Here is a 26,143-nt window from a genome sequence, read left to right on the forward strand (position 1 = left end):
AATGCGAAAGGGGACTCCCTCCGACGTAGGTGGGAGGGGAATTTCGCCGGGGCGTCAGCCCCGCTGGTTTTGAATGTATTGCTTGATCACCTCCAACGGCGCACCGCCGCAAGAGCCAGCAAAGTAGGAGCGTGACCAGAGCACGGGCTTGCTGTAGGCACCTCTCAAGTCCAGAAATTCATTGCGCAGCCGCCTTGATGTTACCGCCTTCAACGAGTTAACCAGTACCGATAACTGTACCGTTGGGCCGTACTCTATCAACATGTGAACATGGTCAGCCTCTCCGTCACACTCTTTCAGTTGTGCGCCAAAGTCGCTACAAACCTCAGTAGCATACTGATTGAATGCAGCAAGGTGTAAATCGCCCAATATCTTTTTTCGATACTTAGTCACAAATACCAAGTGAACATGGAGAAGATAAGCAGCATGGCGTGATTTGTTGATATTTACGACTTGCATTTAATGACTCTGCTCGGTGTAATGATGTGAAGAAATATTGCTACACACTGAGCATTTAATGCAAATTCTAAAAGCCTACAAATTCCGACTCGAACCGACCGAACAACAAGCGCAACGCCTGCGCCAGTTGGGCGGCAGTGCTCGTTATGTCTGGAATCACGGGCTGGCAGAAACCAAACGCATTCTTGATTCTGGCGAAAAACTGCCTTCTGCCTTTGAGCTTAACCGGATGCTCACCAGTTGGAAGAAAGTCCCAGAAATGGCCTTTCTGGCCGAGGCATACACCGACAACCTCCAGCAGAAACTCAAGGATTTGCACGGCGCGTGGATGCGTTGTTTTGATAAAAAACTCGTCGCCAAAGCCCCAGTTTTCAAGAAGAAAAGCGACAACCGCGACTCTATCCGGTTCGTCAACTTCGACAAGTATTGCCGCCTTGAGAAAGGCCGTGTGAAACTGCCAGCCGGGCTGGCGTGGGTTAAGTTTCGCCAGTCACGCCCAGTAGAAGGGAAGATTAAAAACGCCACTGTCAGCCAAGCCGCCGGGCACTGGTATATCTCATTACAGGTCGAGCAGGAGACGCCTGAGCCAATTCACCCGTCCGGCTCAATGGTCGGGCTGGATGCGGGTATTGCCAAGCTCGCAACCCTGTCAGATGGCACGGTGTTTGAGCCCGTCAACAGCTTCAAAACCCATCAGGCCAAGCTGGCAAGGCTCCAGCGCCAGTTGAGCAAAAAAGTAAAGTTCAGCAGTAACTGGAAGAAGCAAAAAGCCAAGATCCAGCGCCTGCATTCACATATCGCCAATACCCGCCGCGATTACCTTCACAAGGTCACAACGACTATCAGCAAAAACCACGCGATGATCGTCATTGAGGATTTGAAGGTTGCCAACATGTCAAAATCAGCAGCGGGCACGACAAGCCAGCCGGGGCGCAACGTCCGGGCAAAATCAGGGCTGAATCGTTCGATATTGGATCAGGGCTGGTTTGAGCTGCGCCGCCAGCTCGAATACAAGCAGGCATGGCGAGGCGGTCAGGTGCTGGCGATTAATCCGGCCTACACCAGCCAGAAATGCGCCTGTTGTGGGCACACTGCGAAGGATAACCGCCAGACGCAAAGCCAGTTTAAATGCGTTGCGTGTGGGTATGAGGCGAACGCCGATGTGAACGGCGCTCGCAATATTTTAGCGGCGGGACACGCCGTTTTAGCCTGTGGAGGAGCGGTGCAATCAGGCCGCCCGATGAAGCAGGAACCCGGTACTGCGCGAGCAGTTACCACCCAGTAATGGGAATCCCCCTCCTGAGACGCGAAGCGCGAAGGTGGGGGAGGATGTCAAGATGCATGACAAGGCCTATCACCAGAACAAGGGGCGTATCATGTCCCCCATCGATGACTTCTACGTGATGATGGAGCAGCGCAACCATGAGGCAGTCGAGAGCGCCATCACCAATACCGACATGCTGCGCTATCTCTTTATCGCCCTCGGTCTGGTGTTGATGTTCTTCCTCTGGCGCACCTATCGCTCCCTGCTCGATCTGGTGGGCACCTCGGTCGAACAGCTCAAGACCGATCTCCATATGATGGCGGAAGGGGACTTCTCGCGCCCCATCAAGGTGCCGCCAGGATCGAAAGAGAGCCTGATCGGTCTGCTCGGCAGTATGCAGACCACCCTCAAGGGGATCATCGCCAAGGTCTCCCACTCCACCGAGGAGTTGTCCCACTCTGCCGACAGCATCGCCCAAATTGCCGAGCAGACCGCCCAGTTTGCCACCGATCAGCAAACCAGCACCCAGACCATGGCCGCCGCCATCGAGGAGCTGGTGGTGAGCATCAGCCACCTCTCCGACAACGCCACCCATGCCGACGAGCTGAGCAAGGTCTCCGCCAATACCCTGGAGGAGGGTTCGGGGGTCATTAAAGAGACTCTCGGCAGCATCGAGAATATCTCCACCACAGTGGGGGATGCGGCCAGCACCATTTCCGAGCTCAACGGCCATACCCAGCAGATTTCGGAGATCATCGGGGTGATCCGCGGCATCGCCGATCAGACCAACCTGCTGGCCCTCAACGCGGCCATCGAGGCGGCGCGGGCCGGTGAACAGGGTCGCGGCTTTGCGGTGGTGGCCGACGAGGTGCGCAATCTGGCCAGTCGCTCGGCGGCCTCAACCCAGCAGATCACCGGGATGATCAGCAAAATCCAGAGCGGGGCCGATGCCTCCATCCGCAGCATGGAGAACACGGTCAACAACGTCTCTCGCGGGGTCACGCTGGCCAACCAGACCGGCGAGGCGATCGCCAGCATCCAGAGCCACGCCTCCAACCTCACCGGCCTGATGGGGGAGATCAGCCACACCCTGCGCGAGCAGTCCACCGCAGCCAACGAGGTGGTCTCTACCGTCGGCAACATCACCTCCCTCTCGGAGCAGTCGGGGGATGCCGCCCGCCACGTGTCCCAAGAGGCGGCCAAGCTCAAGCAGCTGTCACGGGTACTGCGCCAGGAGATGGGGCACTTCAAGCTTTAAAGAACGCTGAAAAGCAAAACGGCTGCCCGAAGGCAGCCGTTTTTTATGCAGGGTATCCCCGTCATTCAGTATCTATCAACCACGCAGGGCGGCGATACGCTGCTCGATGGGCGGGTGGCTCATGAACAGCTCGCTCATGGAGCGCTTGCCGTTGATGCCAAAAGCCATCATGGAGCCTTCCAGCTGTGGCTCGGCACCGCGGGAGAGGCGCTCAAGGGCGGCAATCATCTTGTCGCGACCGGCCAACTTGGCGGCACCGGCATCGGCACGGAACTCACGCTGACGGCTGAACCACATGACGATGATGGAGGCCAGAATGCCGAACAGCATCTCCAGCACGAACACGGTGATCATGTAGGCAAAACCGCCGGTACTGCTGCTCTCTTCCTCGTTGTTGGAGCTGAAGAAGTTGCTGATCACGCCAGCCACGATACGGGCGAAGAACATCACGAAGGTGTTCACTACACCCTGGATCAGGGTCAGGGTCACCATGTCGCCATTGGCCACGTGGCTCACCTCGTGGGCCAGTACCGCTTCCGCCTCGTCACGGCTCATGCTGTAGAGCAGGCCGGAGGAGACAGCCACCAGCGAATCATCGCGGCGAGCGCCGGTCGCAAAGGCGTTCATCTCGGGAGAGTCGTAGATCCCCACTTCCGGCATCTTGATACCCGCTTCGCGGGCCTGACGGGCCACAGTGCTCACCAGCCAGTGCTCGGTCTCGTTACGGGGTTGCTCGATGACCTGGACGCCATAGCTGCGCTTGGCCATCCACTTGGACATCAGCAAGGAGATAAAGGAACCCCCAAAACCGAACACGGCACAGAACACCAACAGCCCGGAAATGCTGGACTTGTTGATCCCCAGAACCGAGAACAGGATATTGAGTACCACCCCCAGCACCAGCATGACGGCCAGGTTGGTCACCAGGAATAGCATAATTCGCTTCATATAGACTCCTTGTGAAGATAAGGGACATGACCGGGGATCACTCGGGATCCCCACCTGATCATGTTAATGTCGACATTCTAGGGAGATTCGATGAATGTTCGCTGAATATGCCGTCAAAGTAGCGGCGAGATATCGAGACGCCCCTGCAAATCGGCTTCAAGTGGATTGTTTATAAACGGAATTTCGCCGAGGAAGGGAGCTGGCAGCAAGCCCCTCAGGGTGTCCAGATTTTCCTGATAATGGCTCATGGAACCATGGAGCCGATTAATTACCCACCCCGCCACCGGCAGCTGATCATTGCGAATGGCGGCAAAGGTGAGCAACGCATGGTTGAGGCAACCCAGCTTGGCCCCCACTACCATGATCACCGCCATGTTCTCCTGCTTGACCCAGTCCGACAGCAGATGCTTGCGATCGAGCGGCAAATACCAGCCCCCCGCCCCTTCCACTACCGCCAGTTCGGCCCCAGCCTGTTCAATCTTGCGTAGCCCCTCGCTCAACCCCTGCATGGTGATAGGCTGGCGCGCCTCGCTGGCGGCGATGTGGGGCGCAATCGGCGGCTCATAGGCGAACGGATTGACCACCTCATAGGGCAGCGGCAGACTCGCCGCCTCCTGCAATAGAACGGCATCCAGGTTGCGCAGCCCGTCCGGAGTGCGAGCACATCCGGCCGAGACCGGCTTGTAACCCGCGCACTTGATTCCCTGTGCGCTGAATTCGCGCAGCAGGGTGCGCGCCACCAGCGTCTTGCCCACATCGGTATCGGTGCCGGTGATAAAGAATGATTTCATACGGTTCTCTCCTTGGCAGGGCCCGTTGACTACCCTGCACACAATGCGATTCCCGGCGCTCAGCGAGGCTTGCTGAGGCGGCCGAGGCACACCCGATAACTGGCGACCAGCCTGCCATCGGGCTGGCGAAACACCTCATACGCCTGCGCCAGCTGCTGCAATCTGGCGCGACCACTCAGACCGGCCGGGGCGGCACTCCCCTGATTGTCATTGATCTGATTGGCCCCAATCCCCTTGAGATCGCGCAACAACTGCGGCAATTCAAGATAGGCGAGATCCCAGGTGATACAACGCAGCTCGGGAGCAGATACCCCGGCGCTAGCCAGCGCCTGCTCCAATTGTGGCAGGCTGAGGAAGCGATTGACATGGGCGCGACCATCAAGCTGCTGCCAAGCGGCTCGCAACTGCCAGAGTGACTCATCGAGCAGGGTCGAGAAAAAGATCTGGCCGCCCGGTTTGACCACCCGCAGCAACTCGCCAAAAGCCTGGGCCGGACGCTCGCACCACTGCAACGCCAGACTGGAGAAAACCCAGTCGAACGCGCTGTCGGCGAAAGGAAGCTGCTCCGCATCACCGCAGAGCAGGCGGGCGCCGCTGCCACGCAAGGCGGCCTGCGCCAGCATGCCGGGGGCGAGATCCAGCCCCACCAGCTGGTGACAACGGTTCGCCAGCTGGGGCAAGAAAAAGCCGGTGCCGCAGCCCAGATCCAGCCCGCTCACCGTCAGATCAGTGCCAACCAGCCTGTCTGGCATCCATTCCAACAGCGCCTGACCCACCTCCTGTTGAAAGCGGGCGTGGGCATCGTAATGACGAGCGGCGGCGCCAAAACGGCGAGCAAGCTGCGCCTTGTCGACCGTTTGAAAACGCTCAGCCATAGTGAGCCTCCCCAAGCGTTGTAACTGCAGGGCAGACCCCCAAGGCATCGAGCAGGCGCTCCACATCCTGCTCGCGGTGAGCCGCGCTCAGGGTAATGCGCAGCCGGGCCGTACCGACTGGCACCGTGGGCGGGCGGATGGCGCTCACCCAGACGCCGCGTTCCCGCAGCCGTTCTGCCAGTTGCAGGGCAACACTGCTCTCCCCCACCAGCAGCGGCTGGATCGGGGTATCGCTCGCGCCAAGCTGCCAACCCTGATCCTTTGCCCCTTGCCGGAAGCGAGCGATCAGCTGGCCAAGATGGGCGCGGGACTCATCAGCCGCGCGCACCAGTTCGATGCTCTTGCTCACCGCGCAAGCCTGCGCGGCGGGCATATGGGTGCTGTAGACATAGTGGCGAGCGAAGTTGACCAGATACTCCACCAGCTCGCGGCTGCCGCCGACAAAGGCGCCAGCGACGCCAAGCGCCTTGCCAAAGGTGCCCATCTGGATATGCACGTTGGCAGGATTTACTCCCTGCGCCGCCAGGGTGCCGCGCCCCTCAGGCCCCAGCACACCGAGGCCGTGGGCATCGTCGATCATCAGCCAGTTGCCGCTCCGGGCGGCGAGGATTGCGAGCTCACCCCAGGGGGCCTGATCCCCGTCCATGCTGAACACCCCTTCCGAAACAATCAGTCCGCGATTTGGCTCAAGCTGCCGTTCAAGGGCCGCCATATCGTTGTGGGCAAAGCGCTTCATCTTGCAGGGGAGCTGGCTGCCCATCTCCTGCAAAGAGGCGTGGTTGAGTTTGTCCTGCCACAGCAGATGCTCCTTGCCAAGCAGCGCTTTGAGCACCGCCTGATTGGCCGAAAAGCCGCAGTTGAACAGCAGTACCGCCTCCACCCCGAGCCACTCGGCCAGGGTCTCCTCAAGCTGTTGGTGGGCACGACTGTAACCGGTCACTAGCGGCGAGGCGCCGGAGCCCGCGCCATAGCGCCCCATCCCCGCGTTGAAGGCAGCCTTGATGGCGCCGTGTTCTGCCAGCCCCAGATAGTCGTTGGCGGAAAAATTGAGGTATTCGCGCCCTGCAACCCTGAGCCGCCCGCCACTCGCCCCGTCGGTCGCGATGCGGTTGCGCAGCAGACCCGCCTGCTCGCGCTCGGCCAGCGCCGTGCCCAACCCAAAGGGGCCCGTTACTGCAGGGCCGTTCATGACCGCGTAGCCCCTGCACGGGGGCGGGTGGCGTCATAAAACATCTCGGTGGGCTCGCTCTGGCGACTCACCTCGGCCAGCAGCTCCTCTTCTTGAACCTGATCCGGCTTCTGGGCCCGCTGGGCGGGGCGAATGCCGAGCCGCTTGAACAGCTGCATATCGCTGTTTTCGTCCGGGTTGGGGGTGGTCAGCAACTTGCAGCCGTAGAAGATGGAGTTGGCCCCGGCCATAAAACACATGGCCTGCATCTGCTCATTCATCTTCTCCCGCCCGGCGGAGAGACGCACATGGGAGGCGGGCATCATGATCCGCGCCACCGCGATGGTGCGGATAAATTCGAACGGATCGAGGTTCTCCTCGTTCTCCAGCGGCGTTCCCTTCACCTTGACCAGCATGTTGATGGGCACACTTTCGGGGTGGCGCGGCAGGTTGGCGAGCGCCATCAAGAGACCCGCCCGATCTTTCGCCTGCTCACCCATGCCGACGATGCCGCCAGAGCAGACCTTCATACCGGCACCGCGCACATGCTCCAGGGTATCGAGCCTGTCCTGATAGGTGCGGGTGGAGATGATCTCGCCGTAAAACTCCGGCGATGTATCGAGGTTGTGGTTGTAGTAATCAAGCCCCGCAGCGCCAAGACGCGCCGCCTGATCGGCGGTGAGCATCCCTAGCGTCATGCAGGTCTCCATCCCCAGCCCGCGCACCTCCTCAATCATCCGGATGATGTAGGGCATGTCTTTTTCTTTGGGGTTGCGCCAGGCGGCCCCCATGCAGAAACGGGACGAGCCGTTGGCCTTCGCTTCACGGGCCCGCTCCAGCACCTTCTCCACCTCCATCAGCCGCTCGGCCTCAAGACCGGTGTGGTAACGGGCGCTCTGGGGACAATATTTGCAATCTTCCGGGCAAGCGCCGGTCTTGATGGAAAGCAAGGTGCTCACCTGCACTTCGTTCGGGTCAAAGTGGGCGCGGTGGACGGTCTGGGCCTGAAACAGCAGATCGTTGAACGGCAAGGCAAACAGGGCCTGAACCTCGGCGAGGGTCCAGTCATGACGAAGGGCGTGCCCGCCCGCAGTGAGAGCATTCATACATGGCTTCCGGTTGTTATTAGTGGGATCCTGCGCCCGCCATCTTGGGATCGACGGCCACAGAACCCGCCGCCGGGCCCGCGCGCTCAAGGTGATGCGCAGTGCCAAGTGGCTGAAATTGTTGGCTAGTGTAGAGAGCACGCGTAGACTGTCAACACCGACCAGATAAAACCAATTGACAATAGAACAGCAAATGAACAACCAAGAATTCGACCTGCACCATGTGTGGCACCCCTACACCTCTCTCACTCACCCCCTGCCCTGCTATGAAGTGGCCAGCGCCAAGGGGGTGAAGATCACCCTCAGCGATGGCCGTGAACTGGTGGATGGCATGAGCTCCTGGTGGGCTTGCGTGCACGGCTATCAGGTGCCGGAACTGGACGCCGCCGCCACCGCCCAGCTCGGCAAGATGTCCCACGTGATGTTTGGCGGCCTCACCCACGCCCCGGCGGTCGAGCTCTGCCGCAAGCTGGTGGAGATCACTCCAAAGGGGCTGGATCGGGTCTTTCTGGCGGATTCCGGCTCGGTAGCGGTGGAAGTGGCGCTCAAGATGGCGCAGCAGTACTGGCATGCCAAGGGGACGCCCAGAGCCAAATTTGTTGCCCTGCGCAGCGGCTATCACGGCGACACCTTTGGCGCCATGAGCGTCTGCGATCCCGATGGCGGCATGCATGAGCTCTACAAGGGGTTTCTGCCGGAGCACTATTTTGTCGAAGCACCCAGCTGCCGCTTCCACGCCGAGTGGGATGAGCAGTGCGTGGTGGAGCTGGCGACACTCATGGCGGATCATCACGAGGAGATCGCCGCCATCGTGCTTGAGCCCATAGTGCAGGGCGCTGGCGGCATGCGCTTCTACCATCCCCGCTACCTGCAGTGGGTACGCGCCCTGTGCGACGAATTCGGCGTACTGCTCATAGCTGACGAGATTGCCACCGGCTTTGGCCGCACCGGCCAGCTGTTTGCTTGCGACTGGGCGGGGATCACCCCCGACATCATGTGTCTGGGCAAGGCGCTCACTGGCGGCTACCTCACCCTCTCGGCGACCCTGACCACCGAGCATGTTGCCCGCACCATCTGTGACGGCAAGGCGGGCGTCTTTATGCACGGCCCCACCTTTATGGGCAACCCGCTCGCCTGCGCGGTGGCCAACGCCTCTATCGATCTGCTGCTGGCCTCACCTTGGCAGGAGCGGGTGCGCACCATCGAGCATCAGCTGCAAACAGAACTGGTAGAGCTGACCCTGCACCCGGCGGTCGCGGATGTGCGGGTGCTCGGCGCCATCGGGGTGGTGGAGATGAAAGAGCGGGTGGATGTGGCGCGCATCCAGCGCAAGTTTGTCGAACTGGGCGCCTGGATCCGCCCCTTTGGCAAGCTGGTCTACCTGATGCCCCCCTTCGTCATCACCCCTGAAGAGTTGCGGGTATTGACAGGCGCCATCCGTCAGGCCATCACCGAAGGCGAGTTTTAATGCATGCAGCGGGCGGCCATCGCAGCCGCCCGTTTGGCTACCCACATTTGATATATAAAGAGGGCAACTTTATCCACTTCAGTGCAGTTTCACTTGCCGTAATGTGAGCAAAACACCAGACCTGAGGCCCCAAGAGGGGTAAACTGCTGCGGTTTTACCATCAAGAAAGACTGCTCATGCGCCTCTCCATTGCTGCCAAAATCAACTTTTTCCTGCTCTTCATCTTCTCCATGGTACTGGTCTTCTCCGCAGCCTATCAGGCGGTGCGCGAGCGCGATCTCATCCTGACACTCATCAAGGAGCAGAGCCGCGAGCAGACCGAAGCCTATTTCGACGGTCTCAACATGCTGATGCTGACCGGCAAGATGGATGCCCGCGATACTCTGCGCGGCAAGTTTCTCGACCACGCCCATGTGGAGGATGCACGCATCGTTCGTGGCGACGCGGTGAGCAAACAGTTCGGGCCGGGACGGGAGACCGAACAGGTAAAGGATGAGTTTGATGAGCTGGCACTGGCGGGCAAAGGGAGTCTGGAGGTGGTGCACAACGGCATGCACAGCCGTCTGGTAGTGACCCGACCGCTGCTGGCCAAGAAGGATTTTCGCGGCACCGACTGCACCAGCTGTCATCTGGTGCCGGAGAACACTGTGTTAGGAGCGGTGCGCTTTGACTACTCCCTCGATTCGCTGTTTACCCGGGTCGAGCAGAATATTCTCACCTCGGCGCTCATTCTCACCGGCATCTTCGGGATGGGACTGCTGCTGACCCTCTGGGTCATCCGCACCTGGATCGTGCGCCCCCTCAACCAGTTGACCCGCTCCATGGAAGAGGCCACCGACCTGCACGACTTCGGACACCGGCTGGAGGGGGATGACGGCGACGAGATTGGCCGGGTGGCGGTGGCCTACAACCAGATGCTCGACAGTGTGGAGCGCCAACTCGGCAAACGCACCAAGGCCAGCAGGCAGGAGCCGGATCAGCCCCGCTGAGGCGGGCGCTTAACCGACGTAGTAAAAGAGCAAGCTGGCGATCAGCACCAATAGCAGGATGGCCAGATTGACATGCCGGGAGTCATCCTGACGGCGGCTGCGCTGGCGCTCCAGCAGCAATACCGCCAGCGTCAGGGCACAGCAGCTCCAGAGCCCGTAGACCAGCCAGGGGGTAAGGGCCGGGTCCCAATAATCGCGCACCTCGATCCCGCCATAGACCAGAAAACCGTAGGCAATTTCGGGCCGGGCATAGTGGTAAAGGGAGAGCAGCACGATAAAGCCGCCCCAGCAGAGCATCACCAGCCCCTGCAACACCCGTGTCAGCCAATCTGGCCCATGCCGCCGATCTTTCACCCACCGCTCCTGCGCCCGTGACACTCTTGTTGAGTGAACCATGCCGAAAACCCCACCAGAGTCCGACATTTTTGCTTGTTTATCAAACCCGCGCGGGTAAGATTGACGGCTTAGTCTGCCATGGTGGGCCATCTGTGCCCGGGCCAGACTCCCTAGTGTTGCAAATAGCGCTGCAAGAACAAGCTGGAGACAATATTTCGATGACGCACGCATCCGTAGTAGATGTGCTGGCCGGTAAGTATCCGGTCGGCACCACCCAAACTGTCAAAGGGTGGATCCGGACTCGCCGTGATTCCAAGGCGGGGATCTCATTTTTGGCCATTTCCGATGGCTCCTGTTTCCATCCGGTACAGGCAGTTGTCCCCAATACCCTGGCCAATTACGAGAATGAAGTGCTGCGTCTGACCACTGCCTGCTCCGTGGAAGTGACCGGCGTGGTTGCCGCCTCTCAGGGCAGCGGCCAGGCTTTCGAACTGCAGGCGACCGAGGTGAAGTTAGTCGGTTGGGTCGAAGATCCGGACACCTACCCGATGGCTGCCAAACGCCACAGCATCGAATACCTGCGTGAACAGGCCCACCTGCGCCCGCGCACCAACATCGTTGGCGCAGTGACCCGCGTTCGTCACTGCCTGGCGCAAGCCATCCACCGCTTCTTCCACGAAGAGGGTTTCCTCTGGGTTGCAACCCCGCTCATCACCGCCTCTGACACCGAAGGTGCCGGCGAGATGTTCCGCGTCTCCACTCTGGACATGGAAAACCTGCCGCGCACCGACGCCGGCAAGGTGGACTACAACGAAGATTTCTTCGGCAAAGAGGCTTTCCTGACCGTATCCGGCCAGCTGAACGCCGAAACCTATGCCTGCGCCCTCTCCAAGGTCTACACCTTCGGCCCGACCTTCCGCGCTGAAAACTCCAACACCAGCCGCCACCTGGCCGAGTTCTGGATGGTTGAGCCGGAAGTGGCCTTCAACGATCTGGAAGATAACGCCGCACTGGCCGAAGCCATGCTGAAGTATGTCTTCAACGCCGTACTGACCGAGCGTCGCGACGATCTGGAGTTCTTCGCCCAGCACGTGGACAAGGATGCCATCGGCCGTCTGGAGCGTTTCGTCTCCTCCGACTTCGCCCAGATCGACTACACCGACGCCATCGAAGTGCTGCAAAACTGCGGCAAGAAGTTCGAGTTCCCGGTCTCCTGGGGTATCGATCTCTCCTCCGAGCACGAGCGCTATCTGGCCGAGGAGCACTTCAAGTCTCCGGTGGTGGTGAAGAACTACCCGAAAGATATCAAGGCCTTCTACATGCGCCTCAACGACGACGGCAAGACCGTTGCCGCGATGGACGTACTGGCACCGGGCATCGGCGAGATCATCGGTGGTTCCCAGCGTGAAGAGCGTCTGGACGTGCTGGATGCCCGTCTGGCCGAGATGGGCCTGAACAAGGAAGATTACTGGTGGTATCGCGACCTGCGTCGCTTCGGTACCGTGCCGCACTCCGGCTTCGGTCTGGGCTTCGAGCGTCTGGTTGTATACGTGACCGGCATGGGCAACGTCCGCGACGTGATCCCGTTCCCGCGTACTCCGCGTACCGCCGAGTTCTGATCAGCGGCATCTTGCCACTGCATTGCACAAGCCGACCTGTGGGTCGGCTTTTTTATTGTCACCGTTATGGGTGATACTCAGGATCAACCGGCACAAGGAACTCGTCGCCTATGGGATATCGCCTGCTGCTTTCGCTATTGCTGTCCTGCATGCCTGTTCAACTGTGGGCCGAGCCCGTTCGTCTGACCACCCTGGAGTGGCCCCCCTACACCAGCCAGAGCCTGCCCGATGGCGGCCTCACCGGTCATATCGTCAAACGTGCCTTTGCCGAGGCGGGACTGGAGGTGACGTTCGACTTCTACCCCTGGCAGCGGGCGGTACGGCTGGCGGCCGACCCGACCCAGCCTTATAGCGGCTATTTTCCAGATTACCTCTCCGACACCCTGCCGACCTTGTGGCGCAGCTCCCCCAGCGTAGGCGACAGCGTGCTGGGCATGGCGCAGCGCTCAGGCCCACCCATCCCCTGGCAGCAGCTCACGGATCTCGCCCCCTACCGGATCGGCGTGGTGGAGGGGTACGTCAACACCCGTGAATTCGATGCCCTGATGGCCAGCAAGCGCCTCAACACTGCCGCCGTCGATTCCGACCTGCTCAACCTGCGCAAATTGCAGCGCGACCGGCTCGATCTGGCGGTGATCGATCGGGATGTCTTTCACTGGCTCATCAACCATGATCGCAAGCTGAGCAGCGCCGGATTGCAATTTCACCCGAAGATCCTCGAACACAAGAGCCTGCACATCATGTTTCGTCCCGACCAGCAGGCGTTGCAGCAACGGGTGGCACAGGCCATTGCCAGATTGGATATTGCCAAGCTGAGCGAGGATTATCAGCGCCGCTATCTGCAGCAAGCACCTGCGGCCAAATGAGCCAACCCGCTGAAGTCAGTCCTTGCTGGCAAAAATAGCCTGAGCGCTGGCTTTTTCACCCTCTTCTGCCGCAATCGAGCCCTTTTTATGCCCCTCCCCTGCAGCCCTGTTGCCGCTCTGTGCTGCCGCCATGACCACCCGATGGCTTGGCCCCGAGTGATACCACTTGGTGACAAAAATGATGCTTTTGTTAGTACGTGGTTTTTAAGTGGTTTAATCAAAAATTCATCGAGTTATTGAAGTAACTCAATTTTTTCACTTTTTCAGGGGAGCAGAATAGCAACTAACCCTTTTGGGCTAAATAAAACAGACAATGACAATTCATGGTTCAGGCTACCCGCGGCAATATGGGTTGAATCACACGAGGTAACGGAATGATCTTGATGGAATTTTTAGTGGTACTCGGCTGCTTGCTGCTGGGTACCCGCTTTGGGGGCATGGGACTCGGTCTCATCAGTGGTATCGGTCTATTCCTGCTGACCTTCGTCTTCGGCCTGGTGCCGGGCGAACCGCCTGTTCAGGTAATGCTGACCATTCTGGCGGTGATCGGCTGTGCCGCCACCCTGCAGACTGCCGGTGGCCTCAACCTGATGATGCAAGTGGCCGAGCGTCTGCTGCGCCGCCACCCGCAATACATCACTATCCTGGCGCCGCTCACGACCTGGACCCTCACCTTCCTGTGCGGTACCGGCCACGTGGTCTACACCATGTTCCCCATCATCGCTGACATCGCGCTGCAGAAGAACATCCGTCCCGAACGCCCGATGGCTGTCGCCTCCGTTGCCTCCCAGATGGCCATCTGTGCCTCCCCGGTCTCCGTTGCCGTGGTCTCTATGGTCTCCATTCTGGCGGCTGGTCATGGTATCGGTCAGGCTTATGGCCTGCTCGACATCCTGATGATCGCCATCCCCTCCTCCCTGACCGGTGTCATCGTGGCTGCCCTGTGGAGCCTGCGTCGCGGCAAGGATCTGGACAAGGACGAAGAGTTCCAGGCCAAGATCAAAGACCCGGAACAGCGCGCCTTCATCTACGGCGGCGGTGAAACCCTGCTCAACACCAAGTTCCCGAAAGAGGCCTACTGGTCTACCTGGATCTTCTTCGCCGCCATCGCTGCCGTGGTATTGCTCGGCGCCAACGAAGGTCTGCGTCCGGTGTTCACCATCAAGGACAAGACCGGCCCGCTCTCCATGAACCTGGTGATCCAGATGATGATGCTGATCGCCGGTGCCATCATCCTGATGCGCTGCAAGGTCAAGCCGGGCGAGATCGCCAACGGTGCCGTCTTCAAGGCGGGCATGGTCGCCATCTTCTCCGTATTCGGGGTGGCATGGATGAGTGAGACCTTCTTCCAGGCTCACATGCCGCAGCTCAAAGAGACTCTGGCCCATGTGGTACAGGCCCAACCCTGGACCTACGCCCTGGTGCTGTTCCTTATCTCCAAGCTGGTAAACAGCCAGGCCGCAGCCCTGACCGCCATCGCCCCCATGGGTCTGGCGCTGGGTGTCGAACCCAAGCTGCTGATCGCCTTCCTGCCGGCCAGCTACGGCTACTTCGTGCTGCCGACCTACCCGAGCGATCTGGCCTGTATCGGTTTCGACCGCTCCGGCACCACCCGCATCGGCAAGTTCATCATCAACCACAGCTTCATCATTCCGGGGCTGATCGGGGTGGTGACCTCCTGCTCGCTGGGCTTTATCCTCACCAGCATCCTGCTCTAATCGCAGCGGCGTTTACCACGCCATTGCAATACAGGCCCCCGCTTCGGGGGCCTGCTTTTTCCCCGCTCTGTGACCCCAACCACTTCCCCGCCGCTGGGTAGCATGCCCCCTCGTTCACCACTGGAATCTCATCCATGTCTCGCGTCATCCTGCTCTGGAGCGGTGGCAAAGATGCCATGCTGGCCCTCTGTCATGCCCGTCAAGCGGGCCATCAGGTGGTGGCACTGGCCACCTTTGCGCCGCCAGAACCCCGATTTCTCGCTCATCCCTTGCCGCTGGTGCGCCGTCAGGCGGAAGCCCTCGGGCTGCCCCATCTGCTGGTCACCATAGAAGCGCCGTTCGATCTCGGTTATGAGCGGGCACTTGCACGGCTCAAGGAGGAGTGGCAACTCGATGGGGTAGTTACCGGCGATATCGACAGCGTGGGCGGCGCACCAAACTGGATCCGCGAACGCTGCCGCCCGCTGGATCTCACCGTACACACCCCGCTCTGGCAGCAATCTCGTCAAGCCTTGCTGGCGGATATGCTGGCCCGCGGCATCGTCGCCCACCTCTCCTGCGTCGATACCCGGGTGCTGGCTCCCGAGTGGACTGGACGCCCCCTTGATGCCGCCACCCTCGCCGAGTTACAACAACTGGCCGAGCGCGAGGGCTTCGATGCCTGCGGCGAGCAGGGGGAGTACCACACCATGGTGACCGACGGCCCGGGCTTTGCCGCCCCGCTGCGCCTCGATGGCTGGCAGGTGGCGCGGCAGGATCATCTGGCTTATCTGGCCGAGCCACAGGGGTAACGGCCTCAGGCCATCTGGCACGCTCACTCAGCTAGCGCGAAAAATCGAGATAAAAAAACGGGAGGCAACAGCCTCCCGTTTGGGTTTGATCGGGCCAGTTTTGAGCGGGCCATGACGACCCGAACAAGGGATAAACCAGCTTATTTCGCCAGCTTGCCCAGCACCCGCTGCAGCAGGCGGATGCGTGGCTCGATGCTCTCCAGCAGCAGGAACTCCGCCTCCGAGTGGAAACCGCCCCCCATGGGGCCGAAACCATCGAGGGACGGCACACCCGCGGCGGCGGTGAAGTTGGCATCCGAGCCGCCACCGGCCTCCAGCCAGTTGAAGGGGATCCCCTCCTCCTTGGCTGCCGCCTCCACCAGCGCCATCAGCGCCTCGGTGTCACCGCTCGGGCGCATCGCCGGCTTGAAGGTCTGGCGATCCACCTCGACCCGACAGCCCGCGAGGAAGGGGTTGTTGGCCATAAAGGTGAGCCGATCGTGCACCGCTGCGGCCTCTTCGTTGCTCCAGAAACGCAGATCGACGATCGCCTCGGCAAAATCCGGCACCACGTTGACGCCGGTGCCGCCCTGTACCACGCCGACGTTCATGGTGGTACCCGTGGTCATGTTGACCTGCTCGTTGATGGCCAGCACCCAGTGCGCCAACTCGGTAATGGCAGAGATCCCTTCGGTGAGGGCCGAACCGGCGTGGGAGGCCTTGCCGTGGAAGGTGATGCGGTACTTGGCATTGCCCTTGCGGGCGCTGATGAGATCCCCGTTGGGACGGGCTGCCTCGGCCACCAGCACGCAGCCGCTCTGTTTGGCCTTCTCCACCAGCCAATCTTTCGACCAGGGGGAGCCAATCTCTTCGTCGCAGTTGTAGCAGACCAGCACCTTGAGCTTGGCAAGCAATGCCGGATCCATCTCTTTGAGGGCATACCAGATAGAGAGCAAGCCGCTCTTCATGTCCGAGACGCCGGGGCCAAAGGCTTGATTACCTTCGATTTTCAGCGGGCGCTTGGCCGCAGTCCCCTCGGGGAAGACGGTATCCATGTGGCCGCACAGCATCACGTCGTAGTGATCGGCACCAGGCGCATTGGTTGCCTCAAGGCAGGGGCCGCACTCGGCAGCGAACTGGTGGCGGGTCACCTGCCAGCCGATGGCCTCATATTTCTCGGTCATGATGTCGGCCACTTTCGCTACCCCGGCCGGGGTGCGAGTACCGCAATCGAGGTTGATGAGCGGGGCCAGATCGGCCAGATAGCTATCGAGGGAAAACGGGCTCTTTACAACTGTCATTATCTTCTCCATGCAACAATCAGCGTTGATGGCCGATCGTCTATTGCAACAATGCGACACAGTGAGAAAAAGGCGGGCAGCCATGCCACCCGCCCGACCGGTAAATTCCAAACACCACTACATAACCCACATCACTACATGAACAGCAGATAATTGAGGGTCAGCGCCGTCACCAGCGCCCCCGCCATCGGCACGCTGGTGCGCTTGACCACGGTAAAGGGCGATACCTTGGCAATCCCCGCACAGGCGATCAGCACAGCCGCGATGGGAGAGACGGTACGGCCGATACTGGAAGCGAGCTGCATCGGCAGCAGCATGGTCACCGCAGGTACGCCAAACTTGGCCGCCACCGCCGGTGCCAGAGTCGAGAAGCTGAGGAACGCCGCGTTGCCGGAGCCCATGATGACCGCCGCTACCATGATCAGCGCCACCATCACCAGCGTCATCAGACCGCTGCCGATACCGGCATTGCTGGCAGAGTGCAGCAGGGTATCGATGGCGCCGATGGCCTTGAGGGATTCGGCAAACAGCTCGGCACAGACGATGAGCGCCACCACGGGGCCAAACACCTTGCCCATGCCGTCGAGGAAGCTCGACAGACCGGCAAAAGCGGTACGCACCGAGCGGCTACGCAGCAGCTCGCACAGCATGCCGATAAAGACCGACAGCAGCATGGCCACCTCCACGCTCATCTTGATGTCGCTCACCAGCAGCTTGGAGAAGGTCATCATCAGCACGAAGGGGATGATCGGCAGCAGGGCATACCAGGTGGGCGCCTGCACGCTCTCGGTGCCCTGTTCGTCCAGCTCGGCGTGATCGCCGCGATGGAGCGCCGGATCCCAGCCATCCTTGCGATCGCAGTGACGCTGCCAGAAGAAGTGCAGCACCATGGTCACCAGCAGCATGGGGGCCACCAGCCAGATCTGGTAGTCGACAAAATAGCTGGTCGGATCCATGCCGGATTGACCGGCGGAGAAGATGGCGTTGGTCTGGGTCGGGCCAATTTCAAACGCCTGTGAGGTGGCGATGACGCCACAGGCGGAGGCCGGGCTGATGCCGAGGTTGCGCATCACCGGATACATGGTGACCATCAACAGCAGGCCAAGGCCGGTAGCGGAGGTGACGAACAGGGAGACGAATACCGCCACCAGATAGCAGATGGAGAGCATCAGGTAGCTGGACTGGATGCCTGCCACCGGTTTGACCGCCACCCGCACCAGCGCCTGGGAGGCCCCGATATGGGACATGTAGGTGGCAAAACCCGCCACCGCCATGATGGTGAGGCCGAGGCCCGCCGCGCGGTAGGAGAAGATCCCCTTGAACACTTCGAACAGGTCGAACAGGGCGAAACCGGTGCTCTTGTCAGCGGGGAGAATGGGGTGCAGCCCCAGCCAGTAGGCCACCGCAAAAATGGCCATGCCCGCCAGCGCCAGCACCGCCTGCGGGTTGTAATCCTTGATGATGCCGTAGACCACGGCGACCAGAACGAGCAAGACGAATAAAAGTTCCAATATTCACTCCTGATAAATTTATCGAAGAGCGAAATCTAGTGATCTGACCACTGTTTGCCTTTGATCCCTATCAATAAAGGTGCCGTCACCGTGATTCATTAGCATAATATGTCGGCCATGTAACAATTTTTCGTTATTTCAACTACCGGAAAACCTTTATCACCCCATATCCGGGAATTGTGTGACGCGACTCCCCTCTTTTTTGCGTTGGATCAACATATGACGGCGCCGAACTGGCGAAGATGCGCTTCGACATATAGCGACCATTTCGCGCCGGAGAGAGTTATGACAAGCCAAGCCACCGCAGGTGCTTCGACCTGCGACTACAAGCTGTGGGACATCCTCGTCGAGTCTGCAAAGGAACGCACTACCATTCGTTACTCCAAACTGGCCAAGCAGGCCGGGCTGGAGCAGTGCCAGGATGAACTGCGCACCCTGCTGCAACGCATCCGCATGTACTGCACCGAAAACAACCTGCCGATCCTCTCCGCCATCGTGGTGGACGACGTGGGCAAATACACTGGCCTTTCTTCCAGCCTGCCTGATGCACCCTGGGAACGGGCCCGGGTCTTTGACCATGAGTGGACCACCCTGCACTGATTGAGGTGCTTGATGATGCCGACCAAAACGCGCCCGCTGGCGCGTTTTGGCTATCTGGTGTTTGCCCCCTTCTCTTTTTCTCCTGCAATAGTCGATCTTCTCCCGCAATACCCAACCCCATCGGGCACACCAGCCCCACAGCTTCTGACCTTGTGCTCAAAATCGCCGTTCAGGTGTGACCAGTTCCGGCAAAACCCGCGAGCCGGACCATCGGCGTTGCCATGGGATTGCCACAATGCCAGAATCGGGCCCTTGCACTCTGTTGATTCGGATTTTCGGGCGCGGCCCACGGCCAGCGCCCACAAGAGAAGGACTCCCCATGGCCATCACCCTCTATGGCATCAAGAACTGCGACACCATCAAGAAAGCCCGCAAGTGGCTGGATGAGGCCGGTATCGACTACCGCTTTCACGACCACCGCGCCGACGGCCTGAACCCGGACGATCTGGACAGCTGGCTGGCAAAACTCGGCTGGGAAGCCCTGCTCAACAGCCGCGGCACCACCTTCCGCGCCCTGCCGGATGAGGCCAAACAGGGACTCGACACCGCCAAGGCGCGCGCCCTGCTGCTGGAACATCCGGCCATGATCAAGCGCCCGCTGCTCGACCGTGACGGCGAACTGACCCTAGGTTTCAAGGCTGATCACTACCAATCCCTCTTTTTCCGTTAAGGACAACTAAGGACAACTGATGTCGGATGTCATCGCACTGGCCAAGGATCTGATCCGCCGCCCCTCCGTTACCCCCCTCGATGAAGGGTGCCAGACCCTGATGGCGGAGCGCCTCGCCAGGCTCGGGTTCGTTATCGAGCCCATGGTGTTTGAGGACACCACCAACCTCTGGGCCCGTCGTGGCAGCGAGGGGCCACTGTTCTGCTTCGCCGGTCACACCGACGTGGTGCCCGCCGGGCCGCTGGACAAATGGCACACTCCGCCGTTCGAGCCGACCATCAAGGATGGCGTGCTCTACGGCCGTGGCGCCGCCGACATGAAGGGCTCGCTGGCTGCCATGGTGGTGGCGGTCGAGCGCTTCGTGGCCGAGCATCCGGATCACACAGGGTCCATCGCCTTTCTCATCACCTCCGATGAGGAGGGGCCCTTTATCAATGGCACCACCCGGGTGATCGACACCCTGGAGGCCCGCAATGAGAAGATCCGCTGGTGCATCGTCGGCGAGCCCTCCTCCACCGCCGTGGTGGGGGATGTGGTGAAGAACGGCCGCCGCGGCTCCATCACCGGCGATCTGCTGGTGCGCGGGGTGCAGGGCCATGTGGCCTATCCCCATCTGGCTGACAACCCCATTCACAAAGCCGCGCCAGCGCTGGCGGAACTCGCTGCCACCGTGTGGGATGAGGGCAACGCCTACTTCCCCCCCACCAGCTTCCAGATCGCCAACATCTCGGCCGGTACCGGCGCCTCCAACGTCATTCCGGGCGAGCTGCAGGTCCAGTTCAACTTCCGCTTCAGCACCGAACTGACCGACCTGGATATCCGCGAGCGGGTCGAAGCGCTGCTGGATAAACATGGCCTCGATTATCAGCTGAGCTGGACCCTCTCCGGCCAGCCGTTCCTCACCGACACCGGCAAACTGCTGGCGGCGGCAGTCTCTGCCATCGAGGCGGTCAATGGCCAGCAGCCAGCCCTGCTCACCACCGGCGGCACCTCGGACGGGCGCTTTATCGCCCCCACCGGCGCCGAGGTGATTGAGCTCGGTCCCGTCAACGCCACCATTCACAAGGTGAACGAGTGCGTGAAGGCGGACGATCTGGATCTGCTGGCGGACATGTACCAAGGGGTGCTCGAGAGATTGCTGACATGACGCAGGAACAACTGCTGGGGCTCGACGAGAGCCACCTAATTCTGGTGGGGCGCGGCCCCCATCGTCTGACCGCCACCACCGCGGCGGCCTTCAACGACATGCAGGTGGCGGCCGCCTACGAGGGGTTCAACCTGCAGGCGGCCTCCAGCTGGCGCAGCTTCGAGCGCCAGCTCGCCATCTGGAATGGCAAGTGGCGCGGCGAACGGCCACTGCTCGATGCCCACAGCCAGCCCATCGACGCCCTGCAACTGGGCGACGAGGAGCGCCTCCACGCCATCCTGCGCTGGAGCGCCCTGCCCGGCACCAGCCGTCACCACTGGGGGACCGATCTCGATATCTACGACCCGGACTGTTTGCCTGCCGATACCAAACTGGCACTGGAGCCGTGGGAGTATGAAGCCGGGGGCTGGTTTGCAGATCTCAGCGAGTGGCTCAGCGACCACATGAGCGACTTCGGCTTCTTCCTCCCTTATGCCAAGCCGCTCGGGGCGGGGAGCGGGGTCGCCTACGAGCCCTGGCATATCAGCTTCTCGCTGGAGTCCGACGAGCAGCGACTCGATCCCGCGGCACTGGCGCTTTGCCTGCAACAGGCGGATATTGAAGGCAAGTCGACCATATTGGCCAACCTTGATGAAATTTTGGCCCGTTATGTCACCACCTGTCCTGACGAAAGGAAAATCCCATGAATCTCTGGCTGTGGATAGGGTTGCCGCTGCTGTTCCTGCTCGGGCTGTTTCTCAATGCCATCAAAGACATGAAACGGCTGGAGAAGCAGTTGCCCAACTACAAGGACAAGATCCGCGAAGTGAAGGATGACGAGGACGACTGAATCCCGCCCCCATCCCGTGGGGAGCGCCCTTGTGCTCCCCTCTCCCTCTGCTGTGCCGTTTCGCTTTTCCCCGCCCTCTCCTCCCTGCGCATCCTGAAATCGACGCTCCTTTGACTCCGCTTTCGTTAACCCCGTCACTGTCAGAATATGGCGCGGCCATGCTGAAAAAAGGGATGAAAAATGTAAGAAAGTGCAAATTGATGCACAAATAAGCCACACAAGGGGGGCCTAACTGCATATAATGTGCCTACTTTGCACATTACCAGGAAGGAGTTCGCCCTTGGATGCCGCTACCATCAACAGTTTCTTTTTTGTCGCTGCCCTGTTGGTGGGAGCCAGCGTACTGTTGAGCGCCCTCTCTTCCCGCCTCGGTATTCCCATTCTGGTTATCTTCCTCGCCGTCGGCATGCTGGCCGGTGAGGATGGCCCAGGTGGTATCCACTTCGCTGACTACTCCATCGCCTATCTGGTGGGCAACCTGGCGCTTGCCATCATTCTGCTCGACGGCGGCATGCGCACCCGGGTCTCCTCGTTCCGGGTGGCGCTCTGGCCTGCCCTGTCGCTGGCGACGGTCGGTGTGGCCATCACCACCGGCCTGACGGGGCTTGCCGCCGCCTGGCTGTTTGACCTCAACCTGATGCAGGGGATGCTGATCGGCGCCATCGTCGGCTCCACCGATGCGGCGGCGGTTTTCTCCCTGCTTGGCGGACGCAGCCTCAACGAGCGGGTGAGCGCGACGCTGGAGATAGAGTCAGGCAGCAACGACCCCATGGCGGTGTTTCTCACCGTCACCCTGATCGAGGTGCTCGCCACCGCCCAGCAAGGGCTGGATGGGGGCTTCCTGCTGCTGCAACTGGTCAAGCAGTTTGGACTTGGCGCCGGGATTGGCCTTGGCGGCGGCTGGCTGCTGTGGCGCCTCATCAACACCGCCCGCCTGGCGCCGGGGCTCTATCCACTGCTCACCGTCAGCGGCGGCCTGCTGATCTTCGCCCTCACCACGGCGGTCGGTGGCAGCGGCATTCTCGCCATCTATCTCACTGGTCTCTTGCTCGGTAACCTCGCCCTGCGCAGCCGCAGCACCACATTGTCGGTGCTGGACGGTCTGACCTGGCTCAGCCAAATCGGCATGTTTCTGGTGCTGGGGCTGCTCGCCTCACCCCACAAACTGCTACCCATCGCCCTGCCCGCGCTGGCGCTGGCAATGTGGATGATCCTGTTTGCCCGCCCGGTGTCGGTCTGGATCGGGCTGCTGCCGTTCAAGAACTTCGCCCCCCGCGAGCGCTGGTTTATCTCCTGGGTTGGCCTGCGCGGCGCCGTGCCCATCATTCTGGCAGTCTTCCCCATGATGGCGGGGCTGCCCAACGCCCAGCTCTACTTCAACGTCGCCTTCTTTGTGGTGCTGGTCTCGCTGATTTTGCAGGGCAGCTCGCTACCGCTGGCCTCAAAACTGGCGCGGGTGGAGGTACCGGCACCGCCGTCGCCCATCAACCGCTCCGGGCTCGAAATCGATCTCGACAGCCAGTGGGAGACCTTCGTCTACCAGCTGGGGGAAGAGAAGTGGTGCATCGGCTCGCCACTGCGGGATCTGCAGATGCCCACCGGCACCCGGATCTGCGCCCTGTTTCGAGGCCGCGAGCTGCTCCACCCCTCGGGTAGTACCTGTCTGCAGGCCGATGACATCCTCTGCGTGATCGGTCACGAACGTGACCTCCCCGCCCTCGGCCAGCTCTTTAGCCAGGCGCCGGAGCAAGATCTCGGCCCCCGCTTCTTCGGTGACTTCCTGCTGGAAGCGGCGGCACGACTGGTGGATCTCGCCCCTCTCTACGGGCTGGATGTGAGCGAGGTGGCGGATCAGACACTGGGCGATTTTATTGCCAGTCAGTTGGGCGATAATCTGGTGGTCGGTGACAACATCGAATGGCAGGGCCTGATCTGGACCGTGGCCGAAATGGACGAGAGCGTGCCGAGCAAGATCGGGGTGCGCTTTCAGGAAGAGGACCCGGTCTGACCGACCGTCCCGTATCAAGTCCCCAGCAAGAAGGGAGAGAGTTATGCCATATCAAAGTTTGCTGTCCGGCCCCCTGCCCCCCGCTGCCAATCTGGGGGTGATTGAAGGCTTTTTTGGCAAGGGATGGAGCTGGCAGGCCCGCGCCCGCTACGCCCAGTGGCTGCCACGCCACGGCTACGGTTTCTATATCTATGCACCAAAAGAGGATGGCTATCTGCGCAAGCACTGGGCTCTCCCCTGGCCCGAGCAGCAGTTGGCCGATCTCGCCGAACTGGCGCGCCAGTGCCGCGCCAACGGACTCGCCTTCGGAGTGGGCTTGAGCCCCATGGGGGCGCATCACGACTATAAGCGGCAGCGCCCGGCACTGCTTGAAAAAGTGCGCCTCATCGACGAGATGCTCCAGCCCGATATTCTGGCGGTGCTGTTTGACGATATGAAGGGGGATACCCCGGATCTGGCCGGTCACCAGCTCACCATCGCCCACGATATCGCGGCTCACAGCAAGGCGACCCGCCTCATCTTCTGCCCCAGCTACTACTCGACCGATCCGGTGCTGGAGAAGGTGTTTGGCGCCATGCCTCCCCGCTATCTGGAGGAGCTTGGCGAGCAGCTCGATCGCCGTTTCGAGATATTCTGGACCGGCCCCAAGGTCTGCTCCAGCGAATATCCAGCCAGTCACCTCAAGCAGGTGACCGAACTGCTCGGCCGCAAGCCCTTCCTGTGGGACAACTACCCGGTTAACGATGGCAGCAAGGCGAGCAGCTACCTGCACCTGCGCGCCTTCGAGAACCGCCCCGCCGAGCTGGCGGATCTGCTCGCCGGCCATGCGGTCAACCCGATGAAGCAGGCAGCGCTCTCCGCCCTGCCCCTCGCTACCCTGCCGATGAGCTACCGACTCGGCAAGCAGTACGACCCCGACAAGGCGCTGCATGCCGCCCTCAACGCCACCTGCGGCCCGCAGATCTCGGCGATGATCGAGGCCGACCTGCCGCTATTTCAGGATCTAGGGCTGACACAGCTCACCTCCGATCAGATTGCCGCCCTCAAGGCGCGCTATCTGCCGTTTCGTGACCAATCCTGCGTAGACGAAATCGTGCGCTGGCTGGACGGGGAGTATGTGTTCGATCCCGACTGCCTGACCGATTAAACCGCCCCTGCGGGGGCAGAAAGGAGGTTGTATGGATGCACACCTGCTTTACCAGAATCTAGCGGTGATCGCCGCCTTCTTGCTGGTCTACAGCCTGATCGCGGGGCGCTTTGAATCAAAGCTGGTCAACGGCCCCCTGCTCTTTCTGCTGACCGGCTGGCTGCTGGGGCCGGGCGGGCTGGAGCTGCTCTCCCTCTCTATCGACAGCGCCGGCATCAAGCTGCTGGCCGAGCTGACGCTGGTTATCGTGCTATTCAACGATGCCGCCAACACCAACTGGCAGGTATTGCTGGCCAACCGCCAGCTCCCCATCCGGCTGCTGCTGATTGGCCTGCCCCTCACCCTGCTTTGTGGCGCCCTGTTTGGCCACTGGATCTTCCCCGACCTGCCACTGCTGGAGATGGCGATCCTCTCCACCATTCTTGCCCCCACCGATGCGGCGCTCGGCAAGGCGGTGGTAAGCAACCCCGCGGTGCCGGCACCGGTGCGTGAAGGGCTTAATCAGGAGAGCGGCCTCAACGACGGCATCTGCGTACCGGTGCTGCTTCTGCTGCTGGCCCTTATCGCCCCCACCGAGCAGCACGCAGGCACCGCCACGCTGGCTATCACCCTGATGCTGGAGGAGATCGGCATTGGCCTGCTGGTCGCCTTTGTGCAGACCAGCCTCACCATCCGGCTACTGAAAATCTCCTATCTCAACGGCTGGCAACTGCCGCTCTGGCGCCAGCTCACCATGCCGGGGCTGGCCCTGCTCTGCTTTGCGCTGGCACAGACTCTCGGGGGGAGCGGCTTTATCGCCGCCTTTGTCGGCGGCCTCTTTATCGGCCACCGCCTCGGCGAACACAAGCACGCCTATATGGACAGCTGCGAAGGCTACGGCGACCTGCTCTCCGTGGTGATCTGGATGGTGTTTGGCGCGACCCTGATGCCCATTCTGCCGGAGCTGCTGCACTGGCAATACTGGCTCTATGCCATTGCCAGCCTCACCCTGCTGCGGATGGTGCCGGTTTGGCTGAGCCTCATCGGTACCGGCCTCAAGCCGGAGCTCAAGCTCTTTATCGGCTGGTTCGGGCCGCGGGGCCTTGCCAGCATCGTCTTTGCGGTAATGGTGCTGCAAAACGAGCCCTCCCTGATTGGCCAGCGCCCCATCATCGCCACCGTGCTCTGCACCATCATATTGAGCGTCATCCTGCACGGCCTCACCGCCAACCCCTGGGTCGAGCGTTTCAAGCCTCGCTGAGCCACCCGGCGCCCATTAAAAATGCCACCGACCGGTGGCATTTTTCTTGTCTGGT

24 protein-coding genes and 1 pseudogene are annotated in these 26,143 nt (G+C 60.9%); 16 read left to right on the top strand and 9 right to left on the bottom strand.

Annotation, left to right across the window (positions count from 1 at the left end; genetic code table 11):
* Positions 1–54: 54 nt before the first annotated feature.
* Positions 55–459, bottom strand: a complete 405-nt coding sequence (gene tnpA / locus AB5Y90_RS17420; protein ID WP_201995218.1) for an IS200/IS605 family transposase — start codon at positions 457–459, stop codon at positions 55–57.
* Positions 460–517: 58 nt separating this feature from the next.
* On the opposite strand from tnpA, the gene AB5Y90_RS17425 reads away from it, so the two are divergent.
* Positions 518–1,744: a transposase gene (locus AB5Y90_RS17425; RefSeq protein WP_257124644.1), complete on the top strand. Its 1,227-nt coding sequence runs from the start codon at positions 518–520 to the stop codon at positions 1,742–1,744.
* Between the two features lie 52 nt (positions 1,745–1,796).
* Positions 1,797–2,981, top strand: a pseudogene (locus tag AB5Y90_RS17430) (methyl-accepting chemotaxis protein); the annotation flags it as partial.
* 75 nt (positions 2,982–3,056) lie between these two features.
* Here AB5Y90_RS17430 and htpX read toward each other — a convergent pair.
* From htpX to bioB, 5 genes are all read right to left on the bottom strand, one after another.
* Positions 3,057–3,929, bottom strand: coding sequence for a protease HtpX (htpX, locus tag AB5Y90_RS17435; RefSeq protein ID WP_005337890.1), 873 nt, complete (start codon positions 3,927–3,929; stop codon positions 3,057–3,059).
* Positions 3,930–4,042: 113 nt separating this feature from the next.
* Positions 4,043–4,720, bottom strand: coding sequence for a dethiobiotin synthase (gene bioD / locus AB5Y90_RS17440; RefSeq protein ID WP_005337893.1), 678 nt, complete (start codon positions 4,718–4,720; stop codon positions 4,043–4,045).
* A 59-nt stretch (positions 4,721–4,779) separates the two neighbouring features.
* On the bottom strand, positions 4,780–5,595 hold the full coding sequence (bioC, locus tag AB5Y90_RS17445; RefSeq protein ID WP_257124643.1) for a malonyl-ACP O-methyltransferase BioC: 816 nt from the start codon (positions 5,593–5,595) through the stop codon (positions 4,780–4,782).
* The gene (bioF, locus tag AB5Y90_RS17450; protein WP_368167373.1) at positions 5,588–6,784 is read right to left on the bottom strand and encodes an 8-amino-7-oxononanoate synthase; all 1,197 of its coding nucleotides are present in this window, start codon (positions 6,782–6,784) and stop codon (positions 5,588–5,590) included. Before bioF ends, bioC begins: the two co-directional genes overlap by 8 nt.
* Positions 6,781–7,869: a biotin synthase BioB gene (bioB, locus tag AB5Y90_RS17455; RefSeq protein WP_368167375.1), complete on the bottom strand. Its 1,089-nt coding sequence runs from the start codon at positions 7,867–7,869 to the stop codon at positions 6,781–6,783. Before bioB ends, bioF begins: the two co-directional genes overlap by 4 nt.
* A gap of 193 nt (positions 7,870–8,062) precedes the next feature.
* Here bioB and bioA point away from each other — a divergent pair, with 193 nt between their 5' ends.
* Both bioA and AB5Y90_RS17465 read left to right on the top strand, forming a co-directional pair.
* Positions 8,063–9,337: an adenosylmethionine--8-amino-7-oxononanoate transaminase gene (gene bioA / locus AB5Y90_RS17460; RefSeq protein WP_368167377.1), complete on the top strand. Its 1,275-nt coding sequence runs from the start codon at positions 8,063–8,065 to the stop codon at positions 9,335–9,337.
* A 176-nt stretch (positions 9,338–9,513) separates the two neighbouring features.
* Positions 9,514–10,326, top strand: coding sequence for a HAMP domain-containing protein (locus tag AB5Y90_RS17465; protein WP_005350472.1), 813 nt, complete (start codon positions 9,514–9,516; stop codon positions 10,324–10,326).
* A gap of 9 nt (positions 10,327–10,335) precedes the next feature.
* On the opposite strand, the gene AB5Y90_RS17470 is transcribed toward AB5Y90_RS17465, so the two are convergent.
* Positions 10,336–10,680: a hypothetical protein gene (locus AB5Y90_RS17470; RefSeq protein WP_236303269.1), complete on the bottom strand. Its 345-nt coding sequence runs from the start codon at positions 10,678–10,680 to the stop codon at positions 10,336–10,338.
* Between the two features lie 200 nt (positions 10,681–10,880).
* On the opposite strand from AB5Y90_RS17470, the gene asnS reads away from it, so the two are divergent.
* The 4 genes from asnS to AB5Y90_RS17490 all read left to right on the top strand — a co-directional run bounded on the left by asnS (position 10,881) and on the right by AB5Y90_RS17490 (position 15,656).
* The gene (gene asnS / locus AB5Y90_RS17475) at positions 10,881–12,281 is read left to right on the top strand and encodes an asparagine--tRNA ligase (protein ID WP_368167379.1); all 1,401 of its coding nucleotides are present in this window, start codon (positions 10,881–10,883) and stop codon (positions 12,279–12,281) included.
* Between the two features lie 110 nt (positions 12,282–12,391).
* Complete coding sequence (locus tag AB5Y90_RS17480) at positions 12,392–13,147, top strand: substrate-binding periplasmic protein (RefSeq protein WP_368167380.1); 756 nt, start codon at positions 12,392–12,394, stop codon at positions 13,145–13,147.
* Positions 13,148–13,521: 374 nt separating this feature from the next.
* The gene (locus AB5Y90_RS17485) at positions 13,522–14,865 is read left to right on the top strand and encodes an anaerobic C4-dicarboxylate transporter (protein ID WP_368167382.1); all 1,344 of its coding nucleotides are present in this window, start codon (positions 13,522–13,524) and stop codon (positions 14,863–14,865) included.
* Between the two features lie 134 nt (positions 14,866–14,999).
* Complete coding sequence (locus AB5Y90_RS17490; protein ID WP_368167384.1) at positions 15,000–15,656, top strand: hypothetical protein; 657 nt, start codon at positions 15,000–15,002, stop codon at positions 15,654–15,656.
* A 140-nt stretch (positions 15,657–15,796) separates the two neighbouring features.
* Here AB5Y90_RS17490 and AB5Y90_RS17495 read toward each other — a convergent pair whose 3' ends face one another.
* Both AB5Y90_RS17495 and dcuC read right to left on the bottom strand, forming a co-directional pair.
* Positions 15,797–16,936, bottom strand: coding sequence for a M20 family metallopeptidase (locus AB5Y90_RS17495; RefSeq protein WP_167572258.1), 1,140 nt, complete (start codon positions 16,934–16,936; stop codon positions 15,797–15,799).
* 134 nt (positions 16,937–17,070) lie between these two features.
* Positions 17,071–18,447 carry a C4-dicarboxylate transporter DcuC gene (dcuC, locus tag AB5Y90_RS17500; RefSeq protein WP_005350454.1) on the bottom strand — a complete coding sequence of 459 codons (1,377 nt, stop codon included), beginning with the start codon at positions 18,445–18,447 and terminating at the stop codon, positions 17,071–17,073.
* Positions 18,448–18,732: 285 nt separating this feature from the next.
* Here dcuC and AB5Y90_RS17505 point away from each other — a divergent pair, with 285 nt between their 5' ends.
* The 8 genes from AB5Y90_RS17505 (at position 18,733) to AB5Y90_RS17540 (ending at position 26,088) form a co-directional block, all read left to right on the top strand.
* On the top strand, positions 18,733–19,047 hold the full coding sequence (locus AB5Y90_RS17505) for a hypothetical protein (protein WP_005337929.1): 315 nt from the start codon (positions 18,733–18,735) through the stop codon (positions 19,045–19,047).
* A gap of 319 nt (positions 19,048–19,366) precedes the next feature.
* Positions 19,367–19,717, top strand: coding sequence for an ArsC family reductase (locus tag AB5Y90_RS17510; RefSeq protein ID WP_368167386.1), 351 nt, complete (start codon positions 19,367–19,369; stop codon positions 19,715–19,717).
* Positions 19,718–19,736: 19 nt separating this feature from the next.
* A complete protein-coding gene (gene dapE, locus AB5Y90_RS17515; RefSeq protein WP_368167388.1) occupies positions 19,737–20,864 on the top strand; it encodes a succinyl-diaminopimelate desuccinylase in 1,128 nt (375 codons plus the stop codon).
* Positions 20,861–21,550 carry a M15 family metallopeptidase gene (locus AB5Y90_RS17520; RefSeq protein ID WP_368167390.1) on the top strand — a complete coding sequence of 230 codons (690 nt, stop codon included), beginning with the start codon at positions 20,861–20,863 and terminating at the stop codon, positions 21,548–21,550. The genes dapE and AB5Y90_RS17520 overlap by 4 nt, the downstream gene beginning before the upstream one ends.
* Entirely contained in the window at positions 21,547–21,693 is a 147-nt protein-coding gene (locus AB5Y90_RS17525) for a hypothetical protein (RefSeq protein ID WP_005337933.1), read from the top strand. Before AB5Y90_RS17520 ends, AB5Y90_RS17525 begins: the two co-directional genes overlap by 4 nt.
* A 280-nt stretch (positions 21,694–21,973) precedes the next feature.
* Positions 21,974–23,701 (top strand): potassium/proton antiporter, encoded by a 1,728-nt coding sequence (locus AB5Y90_RS17530; protein WP_005359340.1) that lies wholly within the window; start codon positions 21,974–21,976, stop codon positions 23,699–23,701.
* Between the two features lie 43 nt (positions 23,702–23,744).
* On the top strand, positions 23,745–24,848 hold the full coding sequence (locus AB5Y90_RS17535) for a beta-N-acetylglucosaminidase domain-containing protein (protein WP_368167392.1): 1,104 nt from the start codon (positions 23,745–23,747) through the stop codon (positions 24,846–24,848).
* Positions 24,849–24,879: 31 nt separating this feature from the next.
* The gene (locus AB5Y90_RS17540; RefSeq protein ID WP_368167394.1) at positions 24,880–26,088 is read left to right on the top strand and encodes a cation:proton antiporter; all 1,209 of its coding nucleotides are present in this window, start codon (positions 24,880–24,882) and stop codon (positions 26,086–26,088) included.
* The last annotated feature ends 55 nt before the right edge of the window (positions 26,089–26,143 follow it).

The sequence above is a fragment of the Aeromonas sp. R4-1 genome (assembly GCF_040908325.1).
GTDB lineage: Bacteria > Pseudomonadota > Gammaproteobacteria > Enterobacterales > Aeromonadaceae > Aeromonas > Aeromonas veronii.

What these genes read in the sequence shown, in the direction of transcription:
- tnpA (WP_201995218.1), bottom strand. Translation starts at nt 459, where the DNA reads ATGCAAGTCGTAAATATCAACAAATCACGCCATGCTGCTTATCTTCTC.
- AB5Y90_RS17425 (WP_257124644.1), top strand. Translation starts at nt 518, where the DNA reads ATGCAAATTCTAAAAGCCTACAAATTCCGACTCGAACCGACCGAACAA.
- htpX (WP_005337890.1), bottom strand. Translation starts at nt 3,929, where the DNA reads ATGAAGCGAATTATGCTATTCCTGGTGACCAACCTGGCCGTCATGCTG.
- bioD (WP_005337893.1), bottom strand. Translation starts at nt 4,720, where the DNA reads ATGAAATCATTCTTTATCACCGGCACCGATACCGATGTGGGCAAGACG.
- bioC (WP_257124643.1), bottom strand. Translation starts at nt 5,595, where the DNA reads ATGGCTGAGCGTTTTCAAACGGTCGACAAGGCGCAGCTTGCTCGCCGT.
- bioF (WP_368167373.1), bottom strand. Translation starts at nt 6,784, where the DNA reads ATGAACGGCCCTGCAGTAACGGGCCCCTTTGGGTTGGGCACGGCGCTG.
- bioB (WP_368167375.1), bottom strand. Translation starts at nt 7,869, where the DNA reads ATGAATGCTCTCACTGCGGGCGGGCACGCCCTTCGTCATGACTGGACC.
- bioA (WP_368167377.1), top strand. Translation starts at nt 8,063, where the DNA reads ATGAACAACCAAGAATTCGACCTGCACCATGTGTGGCACCCCTACACC.
- AB5Y90_RS17465 (WP_005350472.1), top strand. Translation starts at nt 9,514, where the DNA reads ATGCGCCTCTCCATTGCTGCCAAAATCAACTTTTTCCTGCTCTTCATC.
- asnS (WP_368167379.1), top strand. Translation starts at nt 10,881, where the DNA reads ATGACGCACGCATCCGTAGTAGATGTGCTGGCCGGTAAGTATCCGGTC.
- AB5Y90_RS17480 (WP_368167380.1), top strand. Translation starts at nt 12,392, where the DNA reads ATGGGATATCGCCTGCTGCTTTCGCTATTGCTGTCCTGCATGCCTGTT.
- AB5Y90_RS17485 (WP_368167382.1), top strand. Translation starts at nt 13,522, where the DNA reads ATGATCTTGATGGAATTTTTAGTGGTACTCGGCTGCTTGCTGCTGGGT.
- AB5Y90_RS17490 (WP_368167384.1), top strand. Translation starts at nt 15,000, where the DNA reads ATGTCTCGCGTCATCCTGCTCTGGAGCGGTGGCAAAGATGCCATGCTG.
- AB5Y90_RS17495 (WP_167572258.1), bottom strand. Translation starts at nt 16,936, where the DNA reads ATGACAGTTGTAAAGAGCCCGTTTTCCCTCGATAGCTATCTGGCCGAT.
- AB5Y90_RS17505 (WP_005337929.1), top strand. Translation starts at nt 18,733, where the DNA reads ATGACAAGCCAAGCCACCGCAGGTGCTTCGACCTGCGACTACAAGCTG.
- AB5Y90_RS17510 (WP_368167386.1), top strand. Translation starts at nt 19,367, where the DNA reads ATGGCCATCACCCTCTATGGCATCAAGAACTGCGACACCATCAAGAAA.
- dapE (WP_368167388.1), top strand. Translation starts at nt 19,737, where the DNA reads ATGTCGGATGTCATCGCACTGGCCAAGGATCTGATCCGCCGCCCCTCC.
- AB5Y90_RS17520 (WP_368167390.1), top strand. Translation starts at nt 20,861, where the DNA reads ATGACGCAGGAACAACTGCTGGGGCTCGACGAGAGCCACCTAATTCTG.
- AB5Y90_RS17525 (WP_005337933.1), top strand. Translation starts at nt 21,547, where the DNA reads ATGAATCTCTGGCTGTGGATAGGGTTGCCGCTGCTGTTCCTGCTCGGG.
- AB5Y90_RS17535 (WP_368167392.1), top strand. Translation starts at nt 23,745, where the DNA reads ATGCCATATCAAAGTTTGCTGTCCGGCCCCCTGCCCCCCGCTGCCAAT.
- AB5Y90_RS17540 (WP_368167394.1), top strand. Translation starts at nt 24,880, where the DNA reads ATGGATGCACACCTGCTTTACCAGAATCTAGCGGTGATCGCCGCCTTC.